Here is a 24420-nt window from a genome sequence, read left to right on the forward strand (position 1 = left end):
CGCGCCGCCCTCCGCGCGACCTGCGACGACGGCGCTGGGCAGACGCCTTCGGTGCAGTAGAACCAAGGCTCCCCCCTTGCCGAGGAGCTGCCGCATGACGCGTCGTCTTCAGGAGCGCCTGCTCGCGATCATGGACCGCAAGAACCACTGGGCCTGGGCGCACCTCACCGGCCCCGGCCTCACGCGAGACCAGCTCGCGGTCCACTTCAGGCACGAATACCGGGTCTACGTGCGCGACTTCCCGGTGCTGCTCGCGCGCGTGCTCGGCCAGTCGCCGCCGGCCGCGGTGCGCAGCGCCCTCGCCGAGAACCTCTTCGAAGAGCAGACGGGCAAGCTCTCGCTGGGCGTGTCGCACCCGGCGCTCTTCCTGGAGATGATCGACGGCCTGGGCATCCCGCGCGCGGCCATCGAGGACGAGTCGATCCCGCTCGAGCCCGAGGCCCACGCCTACAGGGCGCTGCTCGATCACGTGAGCGCGGCGCCGCCGTGGGTCGTGGGCGCGGCGGTGCTGACGATCTTCGTGGAGGGCAGCGTGCACGAGCGCGCAGAGCTCCTCGGGCAGCGCGAGGCGCCGCCGATCGAGGAGGCGCTGCGCGCGCACCCGATGGTGCGGCACTACGGGTGTCCGCCCGAGCGCATGCGCCTGGCGAGGGCGCACCGGGCGGTCGAAGGGGGGCACCGGCGGGACGCGTGGGAGATGGTGCTGGAGCATGTGCCGGACGAGGGCCCGATGGCGGACGCTGTCGCGTCGGCGGTGGCCGCAGCCCACGCAGCCTGGCTCGCATACCGGGATGGAGTCGCGCGCGCGATGGGGCTCCGGCAGGCCTGAGCTGGCCCCGGCGCACTCCTCCGGTTGTGCCTGACACGCGCAGGGTTCACTGGTAGTATCGCGCGCATCGCTTGGGCCGTTCTGTGCCCGTTCTTGAGGAGATCTCCCAGTATGTCCTTCTCGGCTCGTTCCTTTGCCTTCTTTGCCATGTTCACGCTCGGGTCCGTGGCCGCGTGCGGCGGCGAATCCAGCTCCGGGGCCGGCGGCGCCGGCGGGTCGGGCGACGACGCCGCGGGTCCGGGCCCCGGGAGCACCTCCTCGGGCCCCGGCGCGACCAGCGGCAGCGCCTCGAGCGGCGGCGGCGCCACGAGCGGCAGCGCCACCACCGGCAGCGCCACGACGAGCAGCGGCTCAGGCGACGTCGCCGCGAGCGCCACGAGCAGCGGCTCAGGCGACGTCACCGCGAGCGCCACGAGCACCGGCGCCGGCGACACAACGACCAGCACGGCGGCGACCGGCGGCACGGACCCCGGCGGCTGCAGCATCTTCTGCTCGGACTTCGAGGGCGGCTCGCTGCCTTCCGAGCTCCAGTTCTTCCCGGACTACCTGCGCCCGAGGATGGGCGAGTTCGTGACGCTGGACAGCACAGGTCACAGCGGCACCCACTCCGTCAAGGTCTCGGGCACGGACTTCAGCCAGATGCTCGGCGTGGCCGTGCCGAGCAACTTCTGGGGCAGGATCTACCTCAAGAGCGCCACCGACATCCAGATGGGCCACAACACGTATGTCGCGGCCGTGGAAGGCAACGGGGATCCCAACAACGGGGAGCAGATCCGCATCGGCGAGCACCAGTGTCAGCTCGAGCTGAACCGCAAGAGCGACGACAAAGAGAAGCTCTCGAACGGCGGAATGTACATGTGCAGCGGCGGCGTGAAGCTCGTCGCGAACACCTGGTACTGCCTCGAGTTCCACTACGACGGGCCGGGCCGCTCGGTGAACGTGTTCGTGGACGGCACCGAGGTCACCGCGATGGGCGTCACGGACTGGGGCCCGTACGACTACAAGCTCTTCAAGTTCGGGTTCGAGAAGTACCACGGCGGGGCCAAGACGATGTGGTACGACGACCTCGCGCTCAACTCGGAGCGCGTCGGCTGCGGCAAGTAAGGCCGCGCGGCGCTGGAGGGAGCCTGAGCAGCCGCGGGAACGCCGCGGAGACGACATGAAGGCGATTGTCACTCGTCGATGACGGCGTTGACGATCCCGTCGAAGAACTCCGCGTTCCCGACCGCGTCGAGCATCCGGTTCCAGCCGATCTCATCGAACGGCGTGGGCAAGCCGTGGTTCGTCAGGATGACCCCGATCAGCTCGCGGCGGCGATCGATCCACAGGAAGCACCCGGTGCCGCCCGCCTTGCCGTAAGAGCCGCTCGAGAGGCGCGACCCGCCGTTGGAGAAGCGGTGGGTCGCGAGCTCCCAGCCATACCCCTTGGGCGTCATCAGGAGATTCGTTAGCGGCGACACGTCGGTCTCCGACGCCCTCACCTCGGGCGTCTGATTGCTCACCATCGCGGCGGCGACCTGGCGGCTCAGGACGCGGACGCCGCCGTACCTGCCGCCGTTCAGGATCATCTGGCAGAACACCGCGATGTCCCGCGCCGTCGAGAAGACACCGTCACAGCCGGCGATCCCGCCGAGCGCGTGATCCTGCTCGTCCTGCACCTCGCCGCGCACCACCCTCCCCCGGATCTCGGAGTAGCCCGTGGCCGCGGTCCGCGAGATGAGCGCCCCCGACGGGTTGAAGGTCGTGTCGCTCATGCCGAGCGGGCCCCAGATGCGCTCCTTCGCGAAGGCGTCGAGATCCATGCCCGAGGCGACCTCGATCACCCGCCCGAGGAGGCGGTAGGTGAGATCGCTGTAGAGCACCTGCGTGCCAGGCACGTACTCGAGCGGCGACTCCGCCATGCGCTGCCAGACGCGCTCGCAGTCCGGATCGTCCAGGAACTGGCTGTCCAGCGGCAAGCCGGCCGTGTACCGGAGCATGTCGCGCACCTTGATGGCCTGCTTGCCGTTGGCCGCGAACTCCGGGATGAAGTCGGCCACCCGATCGTTCAGCCGAAGCACGCCGTCCTGCGCGAGGATCACCGCCGACGTCGCCGTCGCGAGGACCTTGGTGATGGAGAGCAGGTCGAACAGCGTGTCGAGCGTCATCGGCTCGTCCGCGCCGCGGACCCGGGAGCCGAACGCCCGGTGCCCGACGATCCTCCCGCGCCGCGCTACCAGGGCGACAGCGCCCGGGAACAGGCCGTCGGTCACCCGGCGCTGGATGCGCGCGAAGACGTCCTCGAGGCGCTCCGAGCACAGGCCGACGCCCTCGGGCCGCCCAGGGACGAGGTGCTCGTACGTCGTCTGCGCGTACGCCTCAGCCACCTTGGTCGACAGGAACGCCGGCGCGAACGCGGCCACCGCCGCCGTACGGCCCAGCCCCTGGAGTAGGCGCCTGCGATTGAAAGATCCATGCTCGGTGCACATGCTCGCTCCTGATCCGTGATCCGTAGGGGGCGGGTCGTGCCGCTGCAGAGCCCGCTCGGGCGCGCCTTCGCGCGCCTTCGCTGAGGTCGCCATCGACGCTCGCGAACGCCCGAATTCCTGGACAGCAGGAGGCGTGCCGAGCAGCGTCCCCGACGGTTCGCGGCGCCGCGCCGCGAGAGCTCCAGCGGACGGTGCGCCGATCGTGCACCCGCCTGCACGATCGGCCGCGTGATCACCCGCACGGCCCCATCGCTCTGCACGGTTTTGCATGATTCGTGCAAACCAACGCCAAACCAACGCACGGCGGCGCGCGGCGCCGCGTAGGATGTGCTCGTGGACGAAGGCTTTCCCGGCGGCGATGTGCGGGGCTCCTGCACGACGACGCTCCGGCTCGCGATCGTGGCCGGCAGCACGGTCACCTTCGCCCCGCTGCCGCCCCACGGCCGCGTCGTCCTCGGCCGCGACGAGGGGTGCGACGTGCGGATCGACGATCGCTCGGTGTCGCGCCGGCACGCGGCGCTCCACGTCGGCCCGCCGCTCCGGATCGAGGACCTCGGGAGCGCCAACGGCACCTTCGTCGGCGAGCCGCAGGCCCGCGCGCTGACGGCGCGCACGCACCGCCTGCGGCGCCTCTCGCGGGAGAGCGCGGAGGTCGGCGTCGGCGAGCGCTTCAACCTCGGCGCGACCACCGTCGTCGTCGGCCGCGCGCCCGCGGGGGCGGCCGAGGAGCCCGACCGCGGGAAGCCGCCCGCGGACATCGTGCTGCTGGCCCCGGTGATGGTGGCGCTCTACGAGCAGGCCGCCCGCGCCGCGCGGAGCCCCATCAGCGTGCTCATCCTGGGCGAGACGGGGGTGGGCAAGGAGGTGCTCGCCCGGACCCTCCACGCGCGCTCGCCGCGGTCGAGCGGGCCCTATGTCGAGCTGAACTGCGCCGCGCTGCCGCCGTCGCTCCTCGAGGGCGAGCTCTTCGGCCACGAGAAGAGCGCCTTCACGGGCGCCAGCCACGCGCGCCCCGGCCTCCTCGAGGCGGCCCACGGCGGCACGCTGTTCCTCGACGAGATCGGCGAGCTGCCCCTCGCCTTCCAGGCGAAGCTGCTCCGCGTCCTCGAGGACCGGAAGGTGCTCCGCATCGGGGGCCGCACCCCTCGCCGGCTCGACCTCCGCTTCGTGGCGGCGACCAACCGCGATCTCGAGGCGGAGATCGCGCGCGGCGCCTTCCGCCAGGACCTCTACTTCCGGCTGAACGGCATCTCCCTCGTCGTCCCGCCGCTCCGCGAGCGGGTCGCCGAGATCGGCCTGCTCGCCGGCAGGTTCCTCGAGGAGGCGTGCCGGCAGCTCGACCAGCGCGGCGCGCCCCGCATCTCGCCCGAGGCGCTCGCCGCCCTCGAGGCGTACGCCTGGCCGGGGAACGTGCGCGAGCTCCGCAACGTGATCGAGCGCGCGGCGGTCCTCTGCGCAGGGGAGTCGGTCCTGCCCGCCGATCTGCCGCCGCACCTGACGAACGGCGCCACGCCCCCGTCGAGCCGCGCCGCGTCGCGGCCCAGCGGCACCATCCCCCCGCCGCCGCCCTTGCCGCCGAGCGGCGCCGCGCTGCCGCCCGGCGGCGCCGCGCCCCTGCCCAGCGGCGCCGCGCTGCCGCCCAGCGGCGCCGCGCTGCCGCCCAGCGGCGCCGCGCCCCCGTCGAGCCGCGCCACGCTCCCGTCGAGCGGCGCCGCGCCCCCGTCGAGCGGCGACGCCCCCCCGTCGGGCCGCGTCGCGCTGCCGCCGCCTCCGCCCAGCGGCGCCGGGTTGCCGCCGGCCGACGCGCCGCCGCCGAGCGGCGACGCCCTGGCGAGGCTCCGGCTCGAGATGAAGGCCGCCGACCGACAGCGCGTCGTCGAGGCCCTCGAGCGGTCCGCGGGCAACCAGACGCGCGCCGCGAAGCTCCTCGGCGTTTCGCTGCGCACGCTGATCAACCGCATCGACGAGTACGGCATCCCGCGGCCGCGGAAGCGATCGCCCTGAGCGCTCACCAGCACGACGAGAGCGCCGCGCCCCCGGCGCCCAGCGCGCGGGACGCCCCCTCCCGGATCGGCGTTGCTACGCTGATACAGCGTCACTATCAACTCGACGCTGGCAACCGACAGGTGGTCAAGAGGGAAAGTGTCGAAAGGCAGCCTGAACTCCTGCCAATCGGGTCCCACGGTGAGCGCCCGCGACGGCAGCGTCGACCTCAGGGAGCGGGGGTGAAGGCGACGGTGAGCGTGTAGGGGCCGCTGTTGATCGACGTGTAGGTGTCGACGATGACGAACAGGGGCTCGCCGCCGGTGACATCGATCACGAGCGTCTCGTCATGGCCGCGGCCTTCGTCGTCGACGCACGCGAGCTCGGAGCCGAAGTCCGCGCAGCTCTCGCGCAGGTAGATGCCCAGGTCGGTCTCGGCGGACAGCGTCAGCGTGAGCGCGCCGTCGCTCGGCGGCGTGAACCTGTGGATCGTCTCCGGCGCGTCCCATCCGAGGCAGCTGCCCTCGAACACCGAGGGGCCGGTCGCCGTGTTGCCCGTGTTCTCGCCGATCACGAGCTCGACCGCGTTCTCGCACAGCACGTCGGGCTCGTAGGCGCACGTGGCGGAGCAGCCATCGCCGCTCGTGGTGTTGCCGTCGTCGCATTGCTCGGCCAAGCCGACGGTCCCGTCGCCGCAGACGACCGGCGTGAAGCTGACGTTCAGGGTGTAGGGACCGGCCTCCCGCGGCTCATAGGAGTCGACGACGATCGGCACGGTCTGGCCGTCGCTCACGTGGATCTCGATCCGCTCTTCGTCGGGCAAACCATCGTGGGGGTAGTTCTCGTCGGAGCAGTCGATCTCGGAGAGCATGTCCGCGCACGAGCTACGGGCATAGACGCTATGCTCGGTCGGCGACTCGAGCTCGACCACGAGCGTGCCCGACTGCCCGGCGGGCGGCGTGAACAGGTGGATCTCCTCCGGTCCGTGCCCCGTGTTGCCGAGGTAGCAGGTCCCTTCCAGCCCGCTCGTGCCCCCCGACGTGTCGCCGTGGATCGTCGTCGAGACGATCGGTGTCGCGCTCGCGCAGGCGGCCTCGGCGATCGGGGTGCAGGTCGCGGCGCAGTCGGTGTCCGCGCAGTCGTAGGACCCGTCCCCGTCGTCGTCCTCGTGGTTCGCGCAGTCCGTCTCGCCTGGCGTGCAGACGCCGCTCAGGGTGTCGCACACGCCGAGCGAGGGGCACTGCGCGTTCGAGGTGCACCTCGGGACGCAGGCCCGGATGCCACCGCCGATGTCCTCGCAGGCATAACCGTCGCGGCACTCCGACGACGCGCTGCAGAGCGCCAGGCACGCGCCCACGCCATCGAAGATATCAAGACAGACCCCGCCGTCGCACTCTCCGCCCGGCGTTGGCTCGGCCGCGGGCTCACACAGGTCCGAGCAGAGCCCGGACGGGTATCCAAGTTCCTCCTCGGAGAGGCAGATGTCCCCGGTGCACTCATCGTCCATCGCGCAGGCCTCGTACAGCGCGCCCGCCGGCCCGCTTCCGCCGCTACCGGTGCCGGTTGGCTCGGCGCCGCCTCCGCCGCCGGTGCCGGTGGGCTCGGCGCCGCCGCCTCCGCCGGTGCCGGTTGGCTCGGCGCCGCCGCCGCCTCCGCCGGTGGGCTCGGCGCCGCCAGCACCGCCACCGCCGGTTGGCTCGGCGCCGCCGCCGCCACCGGTGCCGGTTGGCTCGGCACCGCCGCCTCCGCCGCCACCGGTGCCGGTTGGCTCGGCACCGCCGCCTCCGCCGCCACCGGTGCCGGTTGGCTCGGCACCGCCGCCTCCGCCGGTGGGCTCGGCGCCGCCAGCACCGCCACCGCCGGTGGGCTCGGCGCCGCCAGCACCGCCACCGCCGGTGGGCTCGGCGCCGCCAGCACCGCCACCGCCGGTGGGCTCGGCGCCGCCGCCGCCGCCACCGCCGGTGCCAGTTCCGGTGCTCGTGGCGTCGACGCCGCCGCCACCGCCAGCGCCGCCGGAGCCGCCATTGCCGCCGGCGCCGACCTGGCCGTCATCGTCTCCGCAGCCCGCGGCAGCCGACAGCGCCAGCACGAAAAGACCTGCAACGAGTCGTACGTTCATCCACCTGCTCCAACGCAAGAGAGAGCTGTCGTGACGCGACGTGGGCCTCACCCCACGGCGCAGCGTGATGCCATCTTCGGCACAACCGATCCGCCTGGCAAACCCCCTTTCATGAAGGCCGCCTGCCTCCGCCGCGCGCCAGTGCGCGCGGCCGCCGGATCCGGGCGTGGCTGCGCATCGCACGGAGAATCGCGCGCGGAGCGCACAATGCGCCTGGATCGTCTGCTGAGAGGGCTGCTCTTCTTTCATCAAACGCTCCGGACTCGCCCTCCGACAGTACGCGCATTGAGGGTCGGTGTTTCAGGCACATTGGCACGGAGGGCTCCGCAGCCAGCGGAGTGACCTCCTGGGGTAGCTGGTGTTGATCAGGAACCTCGTATCGGAAAAACCTGCCGCGAATACCTGGGCAAGAGCAGGATCGGGATCCGAGTGAAGCGGCCAGGCGCGGGGCCCTATGCGCTGTCGAGCATGATGGACGCGAGCTTCATGGCCGCTGCCTCCAGGTGCGCCTGGCGGCAACGTCGCCCACACTCTCCCAGGTGAACGCGTGACCAGCATTTTGTTGGGTTTCCTTGTTGTGTGAACGTTCACATGTCGTTTATCATCTCGACACTCGAAGCGCTTCGAAAAGGAGGGCCGATGCCCGTTTCTCACCCCGGAGGAAATTTATGATCACAAGAGTCACGGGCGCAGCGCTGCTCGCCGCAGGGACCCTGACGCTGGCCGCGTGCGGTCGCAGCGACGACGGCGAGTCCGGCGGCAAGGAGCTGCGCATCTGGCACTACGAGGCTCCCGAGAGCGCCATGGGCGTGGCCTGGAACGAGGCCATCAAGGAGTTCGAGGCCACTCATCCGGGCGTGAAGGTCAAGCTCGAGGAGAAGGGCTTCGAGCAGATCCAGAAGACCGCGCCCATGATCATGAACTCCAAGAGCGCCCCCGACGTCATGGAGTACAACAAGGGTAACGCGACCGCCGGGCTGCTGTCCAAGCAGGGCCTGCTCGAGGACCTCACGCCCGAGGTCACCAAGCGCGGCTGGGACAAGCTGATCAGCCCGAACGTGCAGGCCGTCGCCAGGTACGACGAAAAGGGGATCATGGGCGGCGGCAAGTGGTACGGGGTCCCCAACTACGCCGAGTACACGCAGGTCTACTACAACAAGGACCTGTTCAAGAAATACGACGTCAAGGTCCCGACCACGTTCGACGAGTTCACCAAGGCGATGGACGCGTTCGTCGCCAAGGGCGTCACGCCGCTGGCGAACGCCGGCGCCGAGTACATGGCGCAGCAGTACGTCTACCAGCTCGCGCTGGAGAAGGCCGACCAGCCGTGGGTGAACGCGTTCCAGCGCTACACCGGCAAGGCCGACTTCACCGACCCGGCATGGACGTACGGGGCGACCACGTTCGCCGACTGGGTGACGAAGGGCTACATCGCCAAGAACTCGGTCAGCGCCAAGGCCGAGGATGCCGGGGTAGCGTTCATGAGCGGCAAGTTCCCGATGATGTTCTCCGGGAGCTGGTGGTTCGGCCGCGTGTCCAAGGAGGCCAAGTTCGACTGGGATACCTCCGTGTGGCCCGGCGCCAAGATGACCCTCGGATCGGGCGGAAATCTGTGGGTCGTGCCGGCAGGATCGAAGAACAAGCAGCTCGCCTACGACTTCATCGACATCACGCTGAAGAAGAAGATCCAGAACATTCTCGGCAACGCGGGCGCGGTGCCGGTGGCGGCCGACAGCTCGGCCATCACCGAGCCCAGGGCCAAGAAGCTCAACGACGACTTCAACACCCTCGCCCAGTCGAGCGGCCTGGCGTACTACCCGGACTGGCCGGTCGCGGGCTTCTACGATCAGTGGGTCTCGCATACCCAGAAGCTCATGAACGGCGATTCGCCGCAGTCGGTGCTCAGCGGAATCCAGAGATCCTACGACAGCGGCCTGCCCAAGTGACGACACGCAGCTTGACGGGGCGTGACCGGCTCGCCTACCTGCCCTACCTGATCCCCGGGCTGCTGCTGTTCGCCGGGGTCATCGGGGCGCCGTTCCTGATGAACATCGGGACCAGCTTCACCGAGTGGGCCGGCGTCGGCACCCCGACGTGGGTAGGGCTGGACAACTACCGGGAGCTGGCGACGGACGGCGAGTTCTGGGCGTCGTTCCGGCACAACGCGCTGGTCATCGTCGGGATGGCGATCCTCCCGACGATGATCGGTCTCGTGCTGGCCTCCGTCTTGACCGACCTGATCGACCGGCACTTCGGCCCGCGCACCGCCAGCGCCCTGCGCGCCTGCATCTACCTGCCGCAGGTCCTGCCAATCGTCATCGCGGGCATCGTGTGGAGCTGGCTGCTCGCCCCCGAGAACGGCGCGGTGAACGTCCTGCTGGACGCGATCGGGCTCGGCTCGCTCGCGCATGACTGGCTCGGCGATCCCGCCACCGCGCTGTGGAGCGTCATGGGGGTCATGGTCTGGATCCAGATCGGATTCCCCCTCGTGATCTTCATGTCCGGGCTGCAGCGCGTGGACCCCTCGCTGTACGAGGCGGCCGAGATCGACGGGGCCTCGTGGGCGCAACGCTTCTGGCACGTCACCATCCCGCAGATCAGGCCCGAGATCTTCGTGGTGCTGCTGTGGACGACGATCGCCGCGCTCAAGGCGTTCCCGCACATCTTCGTGCTCACCAGGGGCGGCCCGGGAGGCGCGACCAGCGTGCCGTCCTACTACTCCTACGTCAATTTCTTCGAGAAGACCGACGTCGGCTACGGCTCCGCGGTCGCCACAGTGCTGACGCTGATCATCATCGCGCTCACCATCGCCTTCCTGCGGCTGCAGGGCGGTGAGCTGGGGGAGGAGCGGTGACCGTGACGCTGACCGAGAGCCCGGTGAGCGCACCCGCGCGGAACCGGCCGCGGCGGCGCCGCCGGGGTCCGTCGGCCTACGCGGTGCTGGTGGCGCTGGCCGCGCTGGCCGGGATCATGCTGATCCCCTTCGCCGTGGTGGTCTTCAACGCGCTGAAGACGCCGGAGGAGTACACCGCCAACGGCCCGCTCGCCCCGCCGGAGGGATTCTATCTCGAGGGGATCAAGGACTTCTGGGAGCGCGTCGGCTTCGGCCACGTCCTGTTCAACAGCCTGCTCATCAGCGGCTCGGTGGCCGTGCTGGCGGTCCTGCTGTCGGTCCTGAACGCCTACGCGCTGGGCATCGGCCGGATCAAGGGACGGATGTGGGTGCTGGTCCTGCTGCTGATGGCCAACACGCTGCCGCAGGAGTCGCTGGTCTACCCGCTGTACTACCTGGCCAACAAGCTCGGGCTCTACGACACCCGGATCAGCGTGATCATCGTGTTCGCCGTCGTCCAGAGCGCGTTCGGCACCTACCTGCTGTCGTCGGTGATGTCGGCGTTCCCCCGGCCGCTGCTGGACGCGGCGCGGATAGACGGCGCCAGCCGGTGGCAGATCCTGTGGCGGGTGATCGTGCCGGTCGTGCGGCCCACGCTGGCGGTGATGCTCGTCTTCTTCTTCATCTGGACCTGGAACGAGTTCCTGATCCCCCTCGTCTTCCTCATCTCCAACGACAACCAGACGGTCTCGGTCGCGCTCGGCGTGCTGCAGGGGCAGCGGCTGATGGACGCCACCATGTCCAGCGCCGCCGCGCTGCTCGGCCTGCTGCCGACCATCGTCTTCTTCCTCATCTTCCAGCGCACGCTATCGCGCGGACTCACAGCAGGAGCGATCAAGGAATGAAGTTCAGCGACGGTTACTGGATGATGCGCAAGGGTGTCCACGCGGTCTACCCGATGGAGGTCCTCGACATCGACGCCGGGCCGGCGTCGTTCGTCGCGCACGCGCCCGTCCAGCGGATCCGGCACCGCGGCGACCTGCTCAAGGGACCGGTGGTGACCGTCACCTGCGCGTCCCCGATGCCGGACGTCATCGGTGTCACCATCACGCACTTCGCGGGCGAGCGGCCCCGCGGCCCGGCGTTCGAGCTGGCCACCGACCCGACCGGGGCGGTGACGTTGGACGAGGAGGCGGCCACGCTGACCTCCGGCGCGCTGTCGGTGCGGGTCGGGCGCGGCGAGGGGTGGAGGCTGGACTTCCTGGCCCGGGGCCGCCGCCTCACCGGCAGCGCGCAGAAGGCGACGGCGATCATCGACACCGACGACGGCCACCACTACGTGCGCGAGCAGCTCGACCTCGGCGTGGACCACTTCGTGTACGGGCTCGGCGAGCGGTTCGGGCCGCTGGTCAAGAACGGCCAGGTCGTGGACATCTGGAACGCCGACGGCGGCACGTCCAGCGAGCAGGCGTACAAGAACGCGCCGTTCTTCCTCACCAACGCGGGCTACGGCGTGTTCGTCGACCATCCCGGGCGCGTGTCGTTCGAGGTGGCCTCCGAGGCGATGGCGCGGACGCAGTTCAGCGTCGAGGGCCAGTCGATGCGCTACTTCCTCATCTACGGGCCGACGCCGAGGGAGATCCTGCGCAAGTACACAGCGCTCACCGGGCGGCCCGCGAGGGTGCCGGGCTGGTCGTACGGGCTGTGGCTGTCCACCTCGTTCACCACCGATTACGACGAGGCGACCGTCACCTCGTTCATCGACGGGATGGCCGAGCGGGGCCTGCCGCTCAGCGTGTTCCACTTCGACTGCTTCTGGATGCGCGAGTTCCGGTGGTGCGATTTCGAGTGGGATCCGCGCGTGTTCCCCGACCCGCCCGGGATGCTGCGCCGGCTCAGGGGGCGCGGCCTGCGCATCTGCGTCTGGATCAACCCCTACATCGGGCAGCGCTCGCCGCTGTTCGAGGAGGGCAGGGCGCGCGGCTACCTGCTGCGGCGCCCCAACGGCGACGTGTGGCAGTGGGACCTGTGGCAGCCGGGCCTGGCCGTGGTCGACTTCACCAACCCCGAGGCCCGCGCGTGGTACGCCGCCAAGCTCGACGCGCTGCTCGACATGGGCGTGGACTGCTTCAAGACCGACTTCGGCGAGCGCATCCCCACCGACGTCGTCTACCACGACGGGTCCGACCCGGACCGCGCGCACAACTACTACGCTTATCTCTACAACCAGACGGTGTTCGAGCTCTTGCGCAAGCGGCGCGGCGAGGGCGAGGCGATCGTGTTCGCCCGCTCGGCCACGGCGGGCGGGCAGCAGTTCCCGGTGCACTGGGGCGGCGACTGCGAGTCGACGTTCGAGGGCATGGGGGAGAGCCTGCGGGGCGGCCTGTCGCTGGGCATGTCGGGATTCGGCTTCTGGAGCCACGACATCGGCGGATTCGAGGGCACCCCCGACCCGGCGCTGTTCAAACGATGGATCGCGTTCGGGCTGCTATCGTCGCACAGCCGGCTGCACGGAAGCCGCTCCTACCGGGTGCCATGGCTGTTCGACGAGGAGTCGGTGGAGGTCCTGCGGCGCTTCAGCCGGCTGAAGATGCGGCTGATGCCCTACCTGGCCGGGGCCGCGCGGCAGGCGTACGGCGAGGGCCTGCCGATGATGCGCGCGATGGTCGTCGAGTTCCCGGACGACCCGGCCTGCACGCATCTCGAGCGGCAGTACATGCTGGGCGACGACCTGCTTGTGGCGCCTGTCTTCTCCGCCGACGGGGAGCTCTCCTACTATGTGCCGCGCGGCGTTTGGACGCACTACCTCACCGGGGAGCGCGTCGAGGGCGGCCGCTGGGTGCGCGAGCGCCACGGGTTCGACAGCGTGCCGCTGCTCGTCCGGCCGGGGGCGGTGATCCCCGAGGGCGCGGTGGAGGACCGTCCCGATTACGACCACGCGGATGGTGTAACGCTGCGCGTGTACGAGCCGGCGGACGGCGCCCGCGTCACCACCGTGATCCCGGGCGCGGACGGGGACGCGGTCACGACGTTCACCACGTCCCGGGACGGCCCGGTGGTGCGGGTGGAGGCCGCGGGCGCCCCAGGTGCCTGGAACGTTCTCCTCGTCAACCGCCGCGTCGCGGCCGTTGAAGGCGGGGAGAGCGCGGAGCACCCGCGGGGAGCGCTGGTCAGGGCGACCGGCGGCGAGCTGGTCATCACGCTGGAAGAGAAGGGCTCAACCACGGCGCCCGGTCCCAAAGGAGACGACCGATGAAGAGATTTCGCTCAATCGCTGCTTCCGTTCCGTTCGTCCTCGCGCTTTCGTTTCACCCCTCGGACTCGAGCGCGAGTGACATGCTGCCGTTCCAGGATCCCGGTCTGGGGATCGAGATCCGCGTCCGCGACCTCCTCGGCCGGCTCACGCTCGACGAGAAGATCTCGCTCCTGCATCAGTTTCAGCCTGCCATTCCGCGGCTCGGCATTCCGGACTTCAAGGCCGGCACCGAGGCGCTGCACGGAGTGGCCTGGTCCACCGATCGCGACAACGGCGGCGCCGTCGTGACGGCTACCGGCACGGTGTTCCCGCAGGCGATCGGCCTGGCGACGACCTGGAACACGGATCTCATCCGGCAGGTCGGCGAGGCTGTCGGAGCCGAAGTTCGCGGCCATCACGCGCTCGCCCCTCGCGTCTGGGGTCTGCAGGTGTGGGCGCCCGTGGTCAACCTCCTGCGCGACCCGCGCTGGGGGCGCAACGAGGAGGGCTATTCCGAGGACCCGCTCCTCTCCGGCGCGATCGCCACCGCATACGGGCGCGGCCTCGAAGGGGACGACCCGCTCTACCTGAAGACCGCGCCGGTCATCAAGCACTATCTCGCCAACAACAACGAGATTCATCGTGACACCACGTCGTCGAATCTGCGCCCCCGCGTGAAGCACGAGTATGACGAGCTGGCCTTCAAGATACCCATCGCCGCCGACGCCGTGACCGGCGTCATGACATCTTACAACCTGGTCAACGGCAGGCCGTGCACCGTCAACCCGGATGTCGGCGAGGTCGTGCGGAGCTGGACGGAGAAGACGCTCTACAACGTGTCCGACGCCTGGGCCCCCAACAACTTGAGCGCCTCGCAGAAGTACTTCGCCACGAGCGAGGAGGCCTTCGCGGCCACGCTCCTGGCCGGAGTGGACAGCTTCACCGTCGACGACGCCAACAGCGCGCGCACCATCGAGATTCTCCACTCGGCGCTCGCGCAAGGGCTTCTCACCGAGGGGGACATCGACGCCTCCGTCGAGCACGTCCTTTCCGTCCGCCTCCGGCTCGGCGATTTCGACCCGGACGGGGGCCCCTACGCCGGCATCGGGCCCGAGGTCATCGACAGCCCGGAGCACCGCCAGCTGGCCCGCCGGGCCGCCGACGAGGCCATGGTGCTGCTCGCGAACAGGCGTCGCCTCCTGCCGCTGGACCCGTCGGCCACGCGGCGGATCGCGGTCGTCGGGCCTCTCTCGGACACGCTCTACACGGACTGGTACTCCGGGGCGCTGCCGTACCGGGTCACGCCCCTGGACGGCATCCGCGAGCGGCTCAGCGGCGCCACTGTCCTCTCCAGCGAGGGCGTGGACCGGATCGTGCTGCGCGACGTCGCGAGCGGCCGCTACGTGACCGCCGGCGCGGACGAGGACGGGGACATCCTGCGCGTCGGCGCGGCCAGCGCGGGTCCCACCGAGGAGTTCGACGTGTTCGACTGGGGGCAGGGCATCGTCACGTTGCGCAGCGCGGCCAACGGCAAGGTGGTCGACCGCTTCAACTTCGGCCCCAACTTCGCGAACCACGCCGCCCAGCCGTACGGCTGGTTCGTCCAGCAGCAGTTCGTCCTCGAGCCGCAGAGCGACGGCACGCACGTCATCCGCTACGCCGGATACGAGAAGGCATTCGACTGGGCCGGCCCCGAGGTCTACCTGACGATCGCCGAGGACGGCGCGCTCGCCCTGACCGCGACCGAGGCGGCCAACGCGGCTCACTTCGCGGTCGACGTGGTCCGGAGCGGCGTCGACGAGGCCGTGCGCGCGGCGACAGGCGCCGACGCCGCCGTGGTCGTCGTTGGCAGTATGCCGTTCATCAACGGGCGGGAGGATCACGACCGCACGTCGATGGCGCTGGCCGAGCGGCAGTCCGCCCTGGTACGGGCGGTGCTCGCCGCCAATCCGCGCACCATCCTCGTGATGGAGAACAGCTATCCGGTGACCATCCCGTGGGAGAAGCTCCACGTCCCCGCCATCCTGTGGACGACCCACGCGGGCCAGGAAACCGGCCATGCCATCTCCGACGTCCTCTTCGGCGACCACAACCCTGCCGGGCGACTGACCCAGACCTGGTACCGCTCGGCGGACGACCTGCCGGACGTCCTCGAGTACGACATCATCAAGGCCCGGCGGACCTATCTCTACTTCGACGGTGATCCGCTCTATCCGTTCGGGTACGGGCTGTCGTATTCGACCTTTGGGTACGACAACCTCCAGCTGAGCGCCCGGTCGGTCCAGGCCGGCGACCCGATCTCGGTGCGCGTCGACGTCACGAACACGAGCCTGCGGGCCGGCGACGAGGTCGTTCAGCTCTACAGCCGCCAGCCATCGTCGCGCGATCCGCAGCCCGTCAAGCAGCTGCGGGCGTTTCGGCGGATCCATCTCGCGCCGGGCGAGAAGCGGACGGTCGAGCTCGCTTTCGCCGCCTCCGACCTCGCCCACTGGGACGTGACCCGGAGCCGCTGGGTCCTCGAGGCCGCTGGCGTCGAGCTGATGGTCGGCTCCTCCTCGGCCGACATCCGCCGGAGCGCGGTCGTGCGCGTGCGCGGCGAGCGCATCCCGGCGCGCGACCTTGCCCGCGAGACGCGAGCGCTCGACTTCGACGACTACGCCGGCATCGAGCTGGTCGACGAGAGCATGGAGTGGGGCGATGCCGTGGGCGCCACCGCGGGCGACTGGCTCCGCTTCTCCGATGTGGAGCTGGGCAGCGGTGCCAGCCACTTCAGCGGCGGGTTCGCCCGCGCCGAGGCGGGCGACGCGCTCGTCGAGATCCGGCTCGACGATCCGGTCCGCGGCAAGGTGGTTGGGACCGCCGTCGTGCCGAGCACGGGCGACGTGTACGCCTACGCCACCGCGACCGCCGAGCTCGACGGCGCTTACGGGCGACACGACGTCTACCTCGTCTTCCGTGGAGCCGCCCGCCTGTCGACGTTCGCGATCGACTGAGGGGCCCTTCGACGTAGGTCTCCGCATACCCGTCTCCGTGCCGGTTTATCCCGGCGCACGGGAGGGTGGGTGGGATCACGTCACGCCCGGGTCATCCCCGACGGGTGACGGGCTCTTCGGTGGGCAGGAGGGGCGTGGCGGCGCGGGGGCGCGGCGCCACGGCCGCGCTCAGTACATCAGGTTGCCCTGGCCGAGCACGAAGGTGATGTTCTGACCGAACTGGGCCCGGGCGGTCGTCACGCGCGCGGTCGCGTTCACGATGCGGTTGCGGCGCTCGACCGCCGAGCTCGCCGCGAGGCCCTGGGCGATCTCGGCGCGCGCGAGGTCGAGCTGCTGCGCCGCAGCGGGATACAGCGTCATCGGGGCCATCACCTCGATGGCGTCGTCGATCTCGACGCGGGCGAGCTCCATCAGCTTCTGCTGCACGTCGGCGCGCGTGTTCGCGAACTGGTCGACGAGCACCCGCGCGGCGTCCAGCCGTTGCTTCGCGATGTCGGCGTTGAAGGCGGCGTTCAGCGCGCGCAGGAAGCGAGCGATGGCGTTCGCGTCGAGCGGCACGAGGTTAAGAGGCGTCCCGAAGCGCTGCTCGAGCTCCTGGGCGGCGGGAGAGAAGAGGAAGGGCGTCGAGGCGTAGAACGTGACGGCGTCGGTGATGCCCGGAGCCGCCTTGTCGTTGATCTGCAGGTTGTTGTGGAAGAAGGGCGGCGTGTCCGCGGCCTCGATGAGGGGCGGCGGGTTGAAGGTGCCGTTGCCGAACGAGTTGGGGAAGCCGATGCCCGTGGCGTCGAAGTTGGGCGCCGGCAGGTCTCGCCCGCCGAAGCCGCCGTCCGCGAGGAACTCGCCCCCGAAGCTGCCCCCGTTGACCGGCGACCCCTTGGTGCGCGTGCCGGTGTCGAAGTTGCGGTTGTTGCCGGTGTCCTGGAAGTTCGCGCCGGCGTTGTGGTGGCAGAAGTTGCAGCGGCCGCGGTCCGGGTCCATGAACGCTTGCCGGCCGTCCTCCGCCTCCGCGTCGAACAGGCGAACGCTCGCCAGATCGAGCTCGTTCAGCCGCCCCAGGCTGAGCTGGAAGGCCAGGGTCACGTCCTCTTCTTCCGGTGTCGGCAACCGGAAATCGACGCCCGGCTCGCGGGCGAGGCGCTTGGGGAAGTGCTGGGTGATCGCGTCCTTGAGGAAGCCGCGCAGCGTGCCGTCGCTCGAGCCGTCCCCGCCCCAGCCGGTCCGCTCCGTGGGGGGATTGGTGGTGCCGTCCCCCGAATCCGCCCGGATGCTGGTGCTGAGCGAGAGGACGTGGTTCACCCCGCGCGAGACGAACCGGTGCGTCGGATCGGCGAAGCCGTCCACGTTCTCGAGGATGGCCGCGTCGTCCAGCAGATCCGATGTCTCGAGCTCGGCGAGCTCCGGCACCTGCCGGAACACGAAGAGCGGGTCATTGGGGTTGGTTTGGTCGAGGGCCTGGATGAACGGCACGTCGAGCGTCGTGTTGTTGGCCACGGGGTGGCAGGTGCCGCAGGTGCGGCCGTTGCCCTCGAACGTCTCGTGGAAGAAGACCCCCGCGCCCGCGCAGATGTCCTGCGACACGAGCCCGGCGACCACGCGCGGATCCTGCGCGCATTCAGCGAGCCGATCCGCCAGGGCGAGCGATTGCGAAGCTTCGTCGAGGGGCTCCGGAACCTCGTCCTCTGCCTCCGAGCACCCCCCGGCGAACAGCGCCATTCCGACCCCGCACGCGAACAGCAGCCCCGTCTTCGAGCGTCCCATCAAGCTTTCTCCGTTAGAGGCGCAGCGCCCGGCCGTGGCGAGAGGCCACGAGCAGGAAAGCGGCGTGTTTCATCCACTCTTCAGCTGTGGTCGCGGAGCCATTCGAGCCGCCCGGCGGTGCGGCGTGGGGCCTCGTGAGCGACGCCCCGGCGGGGAGACCGCCGGAGAGGCAGCCCTCGCCGCCCGGCGCGCGAGGCCGCGCGCTGGGGGCGTCAGGCGGTGCTGGGAGCGACCTCAGACGAGCGATGATGTAGCTGAACAAAAACGATGTTCAACGTTCGGCGCGGCCCGGAGCTCCATTTTTAAAGATTCTTTACAAACAGGCCCGGGAGGAGGCACGCGGGGGCGCGCGCCCGTGCGGTTCCCGCTGCGTGACGCCGGCGCCGACGCCCACCGCGCCGGGTCGGCCGGCTGGACAGCGGGCGTGTGCCGGCAGGCTACGAGTCGCTCGGGTCGCGCGCCGGATCAGGGCTCGAAGCCCTGGAGCGACGGCCCACATAGCGAAGACGGCTGAGGTCTGCGTGGACTGGCCCGCTTGCTTGTCTACATTACGCTGAGCTCATTCGTTCTTCCCAGGCACGAAGCGGAGGGACGCGAGGCGCAGCAGCTCACCAGAGCCGCCCTTTGCCCTCAGGTAGACCTCGTGGGAGCCGACGGCGCTCACCTTGCATGTCACGGTCGTCCAGGTCTCCCAGCCGCCGGTGGCGGGGACATCGCAGGTCGCGACGCGGCGGCCGCCCGCCAGCGGGTCGAGCCATACCTCGACGGCGCCGCCTTTCGCGCTGGAGGCCTGCAGCTCGATCTCGACCGACGCCACGCCGCCGCTGCCCAGATCGACGCTGCCGTACATGGCCCAGTCGCCGTTCTCCAGGCCGCCCAGCACCGGCCCTGCCGACTGGCTCGACACAACCTCGGTGCCGGACTCCTGGTCCGGCTCCGCGGCCGCGATCGCGGTGAAGCCGTCGCGGTACGTGAACATGTCGAAGTCAGCGCTCGCGTTGCTGGCAAAGACGCCGGCCTGGCTGCCGACCCAGCCCATGTTGACTGTATCGTAGTCCTCGAGCGCGCCGATTTCGATCGGCTCGCCCACCTGGGTCCAGGTCAGGCGGTCCGTGCTGAACCAGCCGGTGGCCTCGTGGTCCTTGCCGTGCACCAGCTTCAGCCAGAGGGTGCGCTCGGCCGGCGCCGGGGCATCGAAGCTGATCTCGGTCGCGTCCACCGCTTCATAGGCGCTCTCGTCGGCGTTGAGGACGGGGACGACCGACCGGAACGAGAAGCGGATCCGGTCTTCTGCGTCCGCCCGGACGCGCGCCACCGACACCTCCTGGCTGATGGGGTGCACCCACGTCGGGAACGCCGTGAGATCCTGCTCCGGGACGGCGTTGCCCAGGCGAACGCCAGCCGCGTCGCCCTCCGCTTCGGGCGCGAAGTCCATCCTCACGATCATCGCCTTGGCGTGCAGCGCGTCCTTCTGGATCACCCACCGCGTCTCGTCCTCCGCCGGCTTGAGCCGGAGCCACCCGGCGCGGTCGGTGACCGAGTAGCGATCGGACGGCATGTTGCCGTAGAAAGTCCAGGCCGGTGCGAGCTTGTCCCCGGTGAACTCGTCGTTGACGGGCAGCAGGAACGGGATGTCGCTGGGCGGCAGCGCCGGCGCCGGCGCCGGCTCGCCCAGGCGACCGTTCACGACCGGGACCCCGGCACCGCTCTCGTCGTCGATCCAGGTCACCTGGCTGAGCAACCCTTGCCGGCCCAGGCCACGCCAGTTGCTTTCGCACTCGTACGAGTGGGAGAAGACCCACCACGTGCCGTCGGCGATCTGGAACGGCGCGGTGCTGTGCTGCGCGCCGCTGAACGGGGCCTCTCCCTTGAGGACGCTGCCCAGCGGCGTCCAGTCCTCGGGGTTGCTGCTCAGCGTGGCCGAGCGCCACCCGTACTGCTCGCCGCCGCACCCCGTGTGGGTCGAGTCGAAGTAATAGTAGAAGCCGTTTCGCTTCGTCATGGTGGGCCCCTCGGCCCAATTGGCCTCGACCGCGCTGTCGGGGTTGGCCGCGGGATCACCGCACCCCCCGTTCTCCACGTCCCAGTTGACGAAGCTGAGATCGATCGACTCGCCGCTGAGCTGCCCGGTCTCGGGATCGAGCTTCTGGAGCAGGTTGACGCCGAAGTTGTTCTCCTCGCCGCCCGTCCCTCCATTCCATTTGCACTGCCCCGCCTTCACGACGAGGTACGTGGTCCCGTCGTCGTCGACGAACACCGAGTCGTCATAGCCGGTCCCGCGGTCGAACGATACGAGCTCCGGGTCCTCTCCGGGCGGCGTGTAGGGGCCCACAGGCTCCACGTGGACGGGCTCTCCCCAGGGCCCTGCCAGGCTTTCGGCCTCCGCGAAGTACTGGTTGAAGTTGACGGCGAAGTAGACCCTGTAGCCGGCGGCGACCTTGACGATGAAGCCGCCCCACGTCCCGCCCCCCGCCGAGGTCGAGGCCTCCAGGCCGGACCACGCCGGATCGACGACGCGCGACACGCGCTCCCAGCGGATGAGGTCCCGCGAGTGCAGGATCTCGACGTTGGGTGAGATGTTGAAGCTGGAGCCGGTGATGTAGAAATCGTCCCCCTCGATGTAGATGTTCATGTCCGGGTGATCGCCGGGCAGGATCGGGTTCAGGTAGGTGGACTGGGGCTTGCCCGGCCAGCTCGCTGTCTCGAAGGCGGCGGTCAGCGTCTTGTTCCCGTCCACCGTGACCTCCACGACGTCGTCCGCCTCGCTCGCGGCCCCGCTCCATCCCGTGAAGTCGGCGCTCGGCGCGGGTCTGGCGGTCACGGTCACCACTGTGCCGGCCCTGCGCAGGTAGGTTCCAGGCGGAGGATCAGTCGTCCCGTCCCCCTTCGCCTCGATGGTCAGGGGATATTCCACGGGCGCTACCTGCTCGTCCACTCCGCAGGACATGGGCAGGGACCCGATCAGGATCATCGCCGTGATGCAAGCGCTGTGTTTTCTCATGGTCATATCCTGAGTCGTTCTGGCCGCCAATCCCGGCTACAAGGATCTCTGGCGGGTGTGCATGACGGCCCGTGCAGCCTTCAGATCGAAAGGACGAGCGCGGGCCCACTGTGAACGCTCACACGACGGGTGTCAATTTCCCTCGCGACGGGCGCGAGGTCGATCGGCTGGCCGGTGCGGCGGAGCGGCCTCTGCTCGATAAGTGGTTATCGAAATCGCTGCCGCCCGGCCAGTGCCTCACTCCCTGTGGTCGACTATCGCCCCGATGGGACTCCTTCAATCGCTTGGCAGGGTCACGCACGGCGGCGGAGCTGCAGCACGCCGAGCGCGATGCAAAACACGGCGGTGCCCCAGTGGATCGCGAGGTAGCCCGGGTGAGCGCCGCGCCACGCGAGCACGATGGCCCCGTCGACGACGGGGATCACGGAGCCGAGGAGCAGCGTGAGCGCCGCGGCGCGCCGCTCGCCAAGGAGCGCGAAGGCGATGAGCAAGGCGCCGACGGAGAGGTCGCGCACTCCCTTGGCGACAGCGTACGCGGCGAGGCCAGCGAGCGGCACGCCGAAGGCCGCAGCCGCGGTGCCGGGGACAACCAGGAAACGCGCGCCGATGAAGCACAGCGTGAGGCCGGTGAGCAGCGTGGCGATGCCCGCCCCGCCGAGGCGGCGCAACGGAAGGGACGAGGCGGAGGAAGCGATAGTGGCGTTGTTCATGGGCTGGATGTAGCCCTCAGCGGACGCGCCCGCGATGGCCGGCGCGCGCAACGAATGTCCCTGAACGCTCACGTTGCGAGCGCTATGGATCATCGCTAGGCTCGCGCTATGTACCAGGATGACTCGCTATCGAGCCGGTTTTTCATGGCAAAACTCTCGTCCGAGCTTGTCTGCCGGACCGCAGCGCGAGGGGCTTGGGCGCTCGAGCTTCCGGCGCGTCCGATCCTGGTGCTCCACCACGTGACCGAGGGGAGCTGCGTGCTGCGCGCCGGGCGAGAGGCTGTCTCGCTCTACCAGGGCGACGTGGCGCTGGTGCGACCGAACGTGGGGCACCGCGTCGACCACGGCGACGCGAGGGCGAAGCCCGTGCTCCTCGACCGGTGGCTCGAGGTCTCGCGAGAGGAGGACGGCGAGCGCGTGCTGGGCCGCGGCGCCGCCACGGCGCGCGCGCTGTGCGGCGTGTTCCGGTTCGAGCACGACGCGCTTGCCCCCTTGCTGCAGGTCCTGCCGACGGTGATCCACGCCGGCGCGCGGGCCATCGAGGCGCGGCCCTCGTTTGCCGACGCGCTGGCGCGCCTCCGGAGCGAGCTGCACGAGACGCGCCCGGGGGCGGGGCTGGCTCGCCGTCGCTGGCTCGAGCTCATCCTCATCGAGCTCGTGCGGCTGCTCGCCGACCGCGAGCCCGCGAAGCTCGCCGCGCTCGGCGCCACGCAGGACCCCGTCGTCGCCCGCGCGATCGCCGAGCTCGTGCACGACCCGGCGCGCGCGTGGGACGTCGACACCCTGGCGCGAACGGTGGGCGTCTCGCGCGCCACGCTCGCCCGGCGGTTCCTCGAGGCCACGGGCGCGCCGCCCATGGCGTACCGGGCGACGCTGCGCACCGAGCACGCGCGCCGCCTGCTCCGCGAGACGACGCTGTCGAACCAGCAGATCGCCCACGCGGTCGGGTTCGCCACGGTGCAGGCGTTTCAGCGCGCGTTTCGGCGCGAGACCGGGGCGACGCCGTCGGCTGCCCGCGCGCAGCTGCGCGCCGCGCACGGCTAAATCTCCGCGCAGGAACGTCGATCAGCTCGTGACGTAGATCGAAATAAGCCGACGTCTCGTTCGCTTGGGAATCGCCAAACCCTCAACGAGAGATGGTTGCTCGGAAGGTCATGCCGTCGGTGGCGGATAGGCGGTGCATGGGCGTGTCTACTCGCAGCGGGAGATCGGAGAATTTAACGCCAAGGCGCAAAGGCGCAAAGGCGCCAAAAAGCAAGAGAGAGAGGTCATTCTTGCAATCGATTGACGACGCGATGGATGCCCTGCCTCAGAGGCTACAGCGGTTTCCGCCCACCTCTGCTACGCGAAGAGCAGAGCGGCGGTCTCCCGCACAGGAGACGGGCCCAGCTCGGCGTTTTCGGCGCGCAAGAGCACTCCGGTGCGCTGAGCACCGAAAACGCCGAGGTGGGCCCGTCTCCGAAGCGGGTGACCGCCGCTCTAGAGGCTGCGGATCCAGGTGCGGAGGACGTCCAGCCCGGCCTCGTCCACGATCTCGGTCCCGAGGGGCGGCATCGAAGGCCAGTCCGGATCGCGCCTCCGGGCGCGCTCCACCACATCGCTGCCGTCGGGATCGCCCGGGTCGATCACCGGGCCGACGGCGGTGCGGTAGGTGGCCGTCGACTCGACGGACGCGAGTTCGCCGACCCGGAGCGTGAAATCGAACCTGCGCTCCGGGTCATAGCAGCGCGCGCCGTCGCTCTTCGGGCGGCTCCGGTTGTGGCAGTGGCTGCAGTTCGCGTGCAGCCAGCCGAGGGCATCGCGCGTCACCACGTCTCCGGGCAGCTGGATCGGCCGGGGCGGAGGATCCGACAGCATCCCGCGGGCGACGACCTCGTCGAGGTCGACCTCGCCCCGGCTCGTGGCGAGCTGGATCGCGGAGAAGCCGAGCACGCGGCTCCTGGTCCCGCCGTGGCAGCCCATGCACTCGGCCGCCGCGGGCACGTCGTGCGGCGTCCCGCGCGCGTCCGCGGCGCCGCCGGGCGTCGCGAGCGCGTCGGTCCCGTCGGCGTTCCAGACGTAGGCGACCGCGGCCCAGTCCTCGGGGGCGGGGCCCACCTTGGCGAGCAGGCGGGTCTCGACGAGCGCCCCATCCCTCCGGAACTCCTTCCACAGGCGGGTCCCGTCGGGGAACTGCCATGCATCCTGATCGCCGGTGTCGATCTGCGCGCCGGGCGGCAGCCGGATGAACCGCTGCTTCTCGGCGCCGTCGCTCCAGAGCTCGAACCCCGGCTGGTAGGCCACCACGTCGCTCGCCACCGCGCGCGCGGCGATATCAGCGTAGAGGCCAGTCTCCGACAGCGCCGCGGGCAGCTCGGCCTGGCGCTCTGGATCGGGCGGATCGCACTCGTGGAAGTCGTCGCAGCCGGCGACGGCGAGGCCGGCGGCGGCGAGCCAGAGCAGGGCGGAACCAGCGCGGGTCGGGCGCCTCTCGCGGGTGGACATGGCCGTA

The 24420-nt window shown here is 70.2% G+C and carries 15 protein-coding genes; 9 read left to right on the plus strand and 6 right to left on the minus strand.

What is annotated here, in order from left to right; translation table 11 throughout:
* Positions 1–94: 94 nt before the first annotated feature.
* On the plus strand, positions 95–829 hold the full coding sequence (locus WMF14_RS35855) for an iron-containing redox enzyme family protein (protein WP_437793501.1): 735 nt from the start codon (positions 95–97) through the stop codon (positions 827–829).
* 111 nt (positions 830–940) lie between these two features.
* Positions 941–1933 carry a hypothetical protein gene (locus WMF14_RS35860; protein ID WP_437793503.1) on the plus strand — a complete coding sequence of 331 codons (993 nt, stop codon included), beginning with the start codon at positions 941–943 and terminating at the stop codon, positions 1931–1933.
* A 68-nt stretch (positions 1934–2001) separates the two neighbouring features.
* Here WMF14_RS35860 and WMF14_RS35865 read toward each other — a convergent pair whose 3' ends face one another.
* A complete protein-coding gene (locus WMF14_RS35865) occupies positions 2002–3297 on the minus strand; it encodes a serine hydrolase domain-containing protein (protein ID WP_437793505.1) in 1296 nt (431 codons plus the stop codon).
* Between the two features lie 333 nt (positions 3298–3630).
* On the opposite strand from WMF14_RS35865, the gene WMF14_RS35870 reads away from it, so the two are divergent.
* Positions 3631–5301 carry a sigma 54-interacting transcriptional regulator gene (locus WMF14_RS35870; RefSeq protein WP_437793507.1) on the plus strand — a complete coding sequence of 557 codons (1671 nt, stop codon included), beginning with the start codon at positions 3631–3633 and terminating at the stop codon, positions 5299–5301.
* Positions 5302–5509: 208 nt separating this feature from the next.
* Here WMF14_RS35870 and WMF14_RS35875 read toward each other — a convergent pair whose 3' ends face one another.
* Positions 5510–7399 carry a DUF4215 domain-containing protein gene (locus WMF14_RS35875; protein WP_437793509.1) on the minus strand — a complete coding sequence of 630 codons (1890 nt, stop codon included), beginning with the start codon at positions 7397–7399 and terminating at the stop codon, positions 5510–5512.
* Positions 7400–8067: 668 nt separating this feature from the next.
* Here WMF14_RS35875 and WMF14_RS35880 point away from each other — a divergent pair.
* From WMF14_RS35880 to WMF14_RS35900, 5 genes are all read left to right on the plus strand, one after another.
* The gene (locus tag WMF14_RS35880; RefSeq protein ID WP_437793511.1) at positions 8068–9345 is read left to right on the plus strand and encodes an ABC transporter substrate-binding protein; all 1278 of its coding nucleotides are present in this window, start codon (positions 8068–8070) and stop codon (positions 9343–9345) included.
* Positions 9346–9356: 11 nt separating this feature from the next.
* On the plus strand, positions 9357–10253 hold the full coding sequence (locus WMF14_RS35885; protein WP_437324512.1) for a carbohydrate ABC transporter permease: 897 nt from the start codon (positions 9357–9359) through the stop codon (positions 10251–10253).
* Between the two features lie 116 nt (positions 10254–10369).
* Complete coding sequence (locus tag WMF14_RS35890) at positions 10370–11137, plus strand: carbohydrate ABC transporter permease (RefSeq protein WP_437804356.1); 768 nt, start codon at positions 10370–10372, stop codon at positions 11135–11137.
* The gene (gene yicI, locus WMF14_RS35895) at positions 11134–13488 is read left to right on the plus strand and encodes an alpha-xylosidase (protein WP_437793513.1); all 2355 of its coding nucleotides are present in this window, start codon (positions 11134–11136) and stop codon (positions 13486–13488) included. The genes WMF14_RS35890 and yicI overlap by 4 nt, the downstream gene beginning before the upstream one ends.
* Positions 13485–16460: a glycoside hydrolase family 3 C-terminal domain-containing protein gene (locus tag WMF14_RS35900; RefSeq protein ID WP_437793515.1), complete on the plus strand. Its 2976-nt coding sequence runs from the start codon at positions 13485–13487 to the stop codon at positions 16458–16460. The genes yicI and WMF14_RS35900 overlap by 4 nt, the downstream gene beginning before the upstream one ends.
* Before the next feature lie 168 nt (positions 16461–16628).
* On the opposite strand, the gene WMF14_RS35905 is transcribed toward WMF14_RS35900, so the two are convergent.
* The 3 genes from WMF14_RS35905 to WMF14_RS35915 form a co-directional block, all read right to left on the minus strand.
* Positions 16629–18218: a hypothetical protein gene (locus WMF14_RS35905; RefSeq protein WP_437793517.1), complete on the minus strand. Its 1590-nt coding sequence runs from the start codon at positions 18216–18218 to the stop codon at positions 16629–16631.
* 559 nt (positions 18219–18777) lie between these two features.
* Positions 18778–21219 (minus strand): family 43 glycosylhydrolase, encoded by a 2442-nt coding sequence (locus WMF14_RS35910; protein ID WP_437793519.1) that lies wholly within the window; start codon positions 21217–21219, stop codon positions 18778–18780.
* A gap of 293 nt (positions 21220–21512) precedes the next feature.
* Complete coding sequence (locus tag WMF14_RS35915; RefSeq protein ID WP_437793521.1) at positions 21513–21929, minus strand: DUF4267 domain-containing protein; 417 nt, start codon at positions 21927–21929, stop codon at positions 21513–21515.
* A gap of 144 nt (positions 21930–22073) precedes the next feature.
* On the opposite strand from WMF14_RS35915, the gene WMF14_RS35920 reads away from it, so the two are divergent.
* Positions 22074–22973 carry a cupin domain-containing protein gene (locus WMF14_RS35920; RefSeq protein ID WP_437793523.1) on the plus strand — a complete coding sequence of 300 codons (900 nt, stop codon included), beginning with the start codon at positions 22074–22076 and terminating at the stop codon, positions 22971–22973.
* A 435-nt stretch (positions 22974–23408) separates the two neighbouring features.
* Here the strand turns inward: WMF14_RS35920 and WMF14_RS35925 are convergent, their stop codons facing one another.
* Complete coding sequence (locus WMF14_RS35925; protein WP_437793525.1) at positions 23409–24413, minus strand: hypothetical protein; 1005 nt, start codon at positions 24411–24413, stop codon at positions 23409–23411.
* Between the last annotated feature and the right edge of the window lie 7 nt (positions 24414–24420).

Source organism: Sorangium sp. So ce693 (assembly GCF_051521375.1).
Taxonomy (GTDB): domain Bacteria; phylum Myxococcota_A; class Polyangia; order Polyangiales; family Polyangiaceae; genus Sorangium; species Sorangium atrum.

Excerpts from the sequence above, each read along its gene's own strand:
- WMF14_RS35910 (WP_437793519.1), bottom strand. The coding sequence starts at position 21,219 with ATGAGAAAACACAGCGCTTGCATCACGGCGATGATCCTGATCGGGTCC.
- WMF14_RS35920 (WP_437793523.1), top strand. The coding sequence starts at position 22,074 with ATGGCAAAACTCTCGTCCGAGCTTGTCTGCCGGACCGCAGCGCGAGGG.
- yicI (WP_437793513.1), top strand. The coding sequence starts at position 11,134 with ATGAAGTTCAGCGACGGTTACTGGATGATGCGCAAGGGTGTCCACGCG.
- WMF14_RS35890 (WP_437804356.1), top strand. The coding sequence starts at position 10,370 with ATGCTGATCCCCTTCGCCGTGGTGGTCTTCAACGCGCTGAAGACGCCG.
- WMF14_RS35915 (WP_437793521.1), bottom strand. The coding sequence starts at position 21,929 with ATGAACAACGCCACTATCGCTTCCTCCGCCTCGTCCCTTCCGTTGCGC.
- WMF14_RS35865 (WP_437793505.1), bottom strand. The coding sequence starts at position 3,297 with ATGTGCACCGAGCATGGATCTTTCAATCGCAGGCGCCTACTCCAGGGG.
- WMF14_RS35925 (WP_437793525.1), bottom strand. The coding sequence starts at position 24,413 with ATGTCCACCCGCGAGAGGCGCCCGACCCGCGCTGGTTCCGCCCTGCTC.
- WMF14_RS35900 (WP_437793515.1), top strand. The coding sequence starts at position 13,485 with ATGAAGAGATTTCGCTCAATCGCTGCTTCCGTTCCGTTCGTCCTCGCG.
- WMF14_RS35880 (WP_437793511.1), top strand. The coding sequence starts at position 8,068 with ATGATCACAAGAGTCACGGGCGCAGCGCTGCTCGCCGCAGGGACCCTG.
- WMF14_RS35860 (WP_437793503.1), top strand. The coding sequence starts at position 941 with ATGTCCTTCTCGGCTCGTTCCTTTGCCTTCTTTGCCATGTTCACGCTC.
- WMF14_RS35875 (WP_437793509.1), bottom strand. The coding sequence starts at position 7,399 with ATGAACGTACGACTCGTTGCAGGTCTTTTCGTGCTGGCGCTGTCGGCT.
- WMF14_RS35905 (WP_437793517.1), bottom strand. The coding sequence starts at position 18,218 with ATGGGACGCTCGAAGACGGGGCTGCTGTTCGCGTGCGGGGTCGGAATG.
- WMF14_RS35855 (WP_437793501.1), top strand. The coding sequence starts at position 95 with ATGACGCGTCGTCTTCAGGAGCGCCTGCTCGCGATCATGGACCGCAAG.